The 4,266-nt window shown below is 57.0% G+C and carries 2 protein-coding genes and 4 pseudogenes; 5 read left to right on the top strand and 1 reads right to left on the bottom strand.

All coding sequences use genetic code 11. From position 1 onward, the window contains the following. Window positions 1-462, bottom strand: a pseudogene (locus tag AC1D2R_RS32025) (IS66 family transposase); the annotation flags it as partial. Here AC1D2R_RS32025 and AC1D2R_RS32020 point away from each other — a divergent pair. The 5 genes and pseudogenes from AC1D2R_RS32020 to AC1D2R_RS32000 form a co-directional block, all read left to right on the top strand. Beyond that, window positions 462-590 (top strand): annotated as a pseudogene (locus tag AC1D2R_RS32020) (IS3 family transposase); the annotation flags it as partial. The pseudogenes AC1D2R_RS32025 and AC1D2R_RS32020 sit on opposite strands and share 1 nt — an antisense overlap. 17 nt (window positions 591-607) lie before the next feature. Further along, window positions 608-1,339 (top strand): annotated as a pseudogene (locus AC1D2R_RS32015) (IS3 family transposase); the annotation flags it as partial. Window positions 1,340-1,436: 97 nt separating this feature from the next. Then, window positions 1,437-1,843 (top strand): annotated as a pseudogene (locus AC1D2R_RS32010) (recombinase family protein); the annotation flags it as partial. Then, on the top strand, window positions 1,812-3,746 hold the full coding sequence (locus AC1D2R_RS32005; RefSeq protein ID WP_477973840.1) for an acyltransferase family protein: 1,935 nt from the start codon (window positions 1,812-1,814) through the stop codon (window positions 3,744-3,746). The pseudogene AC1D2R_RS32010 and the gene AC1D2R_RS32005, both read left to right, overlap by 32 nt. A gap of 312 nt (window positions 3,747-4,058) precedes the next feature. Next, a partial coding sequence (locus AC1D2R_RS32000) for a transposase (protein WP_477973838.1) occupies window positions 4,059-4,266 on the top strand: 208 nt, incomplete at its 3' end.

Genomic DNA, 4,266 nt, shown 5'->3' with positions numbered 1-4,266 from the left:
CTTCAAGGGAACGCCACCCATCCGGTCCGACGTGGCGAGGTGCGAATAGCCACCGTAGGCATCCACCTGGATTGTCCCGTTGAACCCGTCGAGGATTTCAGCGGCATATTCGCCTTTACGCCCGGGCCGGTAATGGAACACCACGCCCGGCGGCGCGGAGCCATTCCAGCCGCGGTCGTCACGCAACACGGCCCAGAGATAACCGGTCTTCGTCTTACCTCGCCCCGGATCAAGAACCGGAGCTGTTGTCTCGTCGACATAGAGCCGCGTGCTTTCCCACAGCAGCCGTTTGGCCATGTGGTCGACCACCGGTGCGATTTCGCTGCCCGTGCGCCCCATCCAATCGGCCAGCACCGTGCGGTCGATCGGCACGCCGTGTCGCGCCACGACCTCGGCCTGCCGGTTGAGCGGCATATGTTCGGAATGCTTGGAGACGGCAATCTCCGCCAGTAGGGCTTCACTATGCCGGGATCATCGCCGCAACCGGCTCCAACGCTACGCAATGTGGAAGCTTCGCGTTTCCGCCGGTTGCTCCCATCGCGCCATTTGGCGTATCAAAAACCGCCGAGGCTCTAATCGCAGCCGGATGAAACTTCAGTGGCAGGTCAACACCTCTCGCCGTGCCGATCAGGCCGCTCTGGAACGTCGTATCCGCGAGATCTGCGAGACACGCGTGCGATACGGGTCTCGTCGTGTACATGTGCTTTTGGAACGCGAGGGTTGGGGCACCAACATCAAGCGAACCTATCGCATTTACAGAGGCTTGGGCCTCCAGTTGCGGAATAAGACACCTAAGCGAAGGGTATAAGCCAAGCTTCGGGAGGATCGGCAAATGGCCGTCGGACCCAACGACGTCTGGGCGATGGACTTCGTTCACGACCAACTCGCAACGGGTAAGAAATTGCGCGTTCTGACGGTGGTCGACACCTTCTCGCGCTACGTGCCAGTGCTTGATCCGCGTCACAGCTATCGCGGTGAAGATGTCGTGCAAACGCTCGAACGGGTGTGCCGCCAGGTTGGCTATCCCACGACGATCCGCGTTGATCAGGGGACGGAGTTCGTGTCGCGCGATCTCGACCTGTGGGCTTATGCCAAGGGCGTGACCCTAGACTTCTCACGCCCAGGCAAGCCGATCGATAACGCGTTCATTGGAGCGTTTAACGGCCGCTTTCGAGCCGAGTGCCTGAACCAACACTGGTTCCTAACCCTTGCGGATGCCTGCGAAAAGATGGAGGATTGGCGTAAAGACTACAATGAGGTTCGGCCGCATGGCGCAATTGGCAACAAAGTGCCGATCTCGCTGACGAAATCGGGAAGCGCAACCAGCCCGCCTCCCTGAATAAGCCGGAAAACTCCAGCTTCTGCTGGTCCAGAAACCTGGGGCGGTTCAGAACCGCCGAGGCTCTAATCGCAGCCGGATGAAACTTCAGTGGCAGGTCAATGTCGCACGACAGCGCGGCTTTCTCGACGTCGAGGTCATCGCGATGACCTCGGGCGCTCTGCTAGCGGAACTGTTGCGCGCCCCGGCTTCGATCGTCTCGCCGCCCTGTTATGCGCGGGCAAAGTTGGTGCCGTTTTATGCTTCGACGCCTCACGGCTCGCGCGTAACGGCCGCGACTGGCACCATCTGCTTGAACTATGCGGCCTCGTTGAAGCCCGCGTCATAGACCACGACGGTGTCTACAATCCATGTCGGCCCAATGATCGTCGAATTGTTGCACAGTGTTGTAATCTGGGACTAGACAAGCAACTCAGGCGGCAGATAGGAGAGAGGAAAAAAATGCGTAGTGGTTCTAGGGGGCGCAAGGTTTATGACGGATATAGCGGTTGGCGAGACAGGTAGCGGCAGTGTCTCCAAGGCCGGCTACATCGCCCCGCTTGACGGATTGAGGGCGCTCGCAGTTCTACTTGTCCTCCTCTTCCACATCAGCCCAGCAGCGCTGCCCGGGGGATTTGCGGGGGTGGACGTATTCTTCGTCATATCAGGATACATCATTACACAGGGCCTAGTCCGCGAGTTTACCAACGGGACATTTAGCTACATTTCCTTCCTAAAGCGGAGGTTCGCACGCCTTATTCCGGCCATGGTCGCCACGCTTTTCATTTCGTCGGCTGCTGCTCTGCTTTTGCTGTCACCGCGTCAGTTATCGGATTTCGCGCAGTCTGGCCTGGCGGCTCTTCTATCGGCAGCCAATATATTCTTTTACTTTAATTCCAATTACTTCGATGGCGATTCTTCTACCAAGCCGCTTCTGCATATGTGGTCGCTCGGGGTGGAAGAGCAATTCTACCTGATATGGCCACTGCTTATCTGGGGGCTTCACAAGCTAGGCGGCCAGCGAGCCATACTGGCGGGCATTGCCCTCGTATCGGTGCTGTCTTTAGCGGCGACGCATTTTGCCAATTCATCCAATCCGTCCGCCACCTTCTACCTTGCGCCTTTTCGTGTTTACCAACTAGGGCTGGGCGCGATGCTCGGCGTTGCACGATGGGAGTTCGACGGGGTCTCTTCCAATGTCGCCACCGTCGTAGGCAGCATCGCTATCTTGGCGGTTGCGGCGACAGCCACCGGCTCTGGTCACTACTTTTACGGCGGCGTTCTGCCGGTCGCGGGCGCGGCAATCTTTCTTGTCGGAATGCGCTCGCAGGTTGCCCAGTGTGTCTTCGGCAACAGAGAAATGGTATTTATCGGCCGACGTGCTTATTCGATTTACCTAGTGCACTGGCCACTTGTGGTATTCACATCAGGCATTTCCGGACACGCTGTTTCGTTGCAGTCAGCTGGCACGCTGTTCATCGCTAGTATTATTCTTGGTGATCTGCTCTACAGGTGCGTGGAAACACCCCTTCGATTTCATGGTAGTCAGCGAAGCACAAAAACGGAGAACGTGCTCTGGCTGACAGCGCTGTCCCAGGCCGGCCTAATCGCTGCATGCGCGTTGTTTTGGGGCTCCAACGGATTCAGTCAGATGTATGAACGGCGCCTGATGATGATTGTCGAAGCATCGAAGCTTGAGAGAAACGATATCGCCGCGATGTCGGATTTCGGAAGGTGCGCGCTTTCCGATACTATGCTGCCATCAGATTTTGATGAGGCAGGTTGCCTGGTCCCAGATCCTAAAGCCGCGCGAAACGTTTTGGTTCTCGGCGACAGCTTCGGGATCGAGACCGTGGTCGGAATGCGCGACCTCCTCGGCGGAACAGATACCCACGTTGCGCATGCGAGTTATGCTGGCTGCGCGCCCATATCTGTTTCTGGTCACCTCAAATCAACGGCCAATTGCCAAGATTTCAATTCAACACGGTTGGCCTTGATTGAAAAGCACCACTACGACTCGGTGGTTGTTACCGGCAATTGGAACGAAGGCCACCTTTCGGGCCTCAAGGAACTTGTCGAACAGCTGTTCGCTCGGGGGGCTAACGTTTACGTCGTTGGCGTCAGGGCATCCTTTGACGAAAACGTATCCGATATATTGATCAAAGCAGGAAGCGTCGCCGACGCTAACCGAGCACTCGCTACCCATCTCCTCGCTGGCCAGAGACAATTGGATACCGAGCTACAAGCGATCGTCGTCGGTTCCGGTGGCAAATATATCCCTATGCTGGACACGCAATGCAGTTCCACTACGTGCCCAGCCGTGGATGACCAAGACAACCTTCTCTACTATGACTACGCTCATCTCACCCGAGCCGGCGCGGAGATCTTGGCAAGGCAGATAGTGACAGCGATCCCTCCAAAACGTTGAAGCGCACATGCGGCGCGCTGCTATAGGTTACGGTAACGTTCTCTCCAGGCTGGATGGTTCACGGCCTCGATCATGTGGAAGGTTCTAGTTTCAGAACTAGGCGCAGACATAGAAGCTCACTGTTCGCGAACCGCTAGATGGGGTCGTCTCGACGCTCTGATGTCCATTGTCAATGAATTGGGCATGAAGCCACTCTCAGGCTATCTGATGCGCCGGATGATCGAACTGTTGCTCCGTAAGCGCTTAGGTCACCCCACGTAGCGTGGGGAAAGAAAATCGCTCATTTTCAGCATGAATCATGCGGGGAATTCTATGAGCGAAGATGTGAATCATGGTCCGACGTTTGAAATTCTGACGGCAGGGCCGGTGCGGAAGCGGCGAAAGCCGAGGTATCGCTCCGAGGAGGAAAAGGCGGTGATCCTCGACGAGGCGCTGGCTCCCGGTGCGAATGTATCTGCAGTCGCCCGCGCCCATGGCATGGATCCCTCTCAGCTTTTCGCCTGGCGACGCACAGCACTTG

The sequence above is a fragment of the Rhizobium sp. P1_C7 genome, assembly GCF_056406295.1.
The sequence above is the reverse complement of the archived record's forward strand: the minus strand, read 5'-3'. Positions and strand labels throughout refer to the sequence as shown.

Coding starts and splice junctions, on each gene's coding strand:
- AC1D2R_RS32005 (WP_477973840.1), top strand. CDS start 1,812: ATGACGGATATAGCGGTTGGCGAGACAGGTAGCGGCAGTGTCTCCAAG.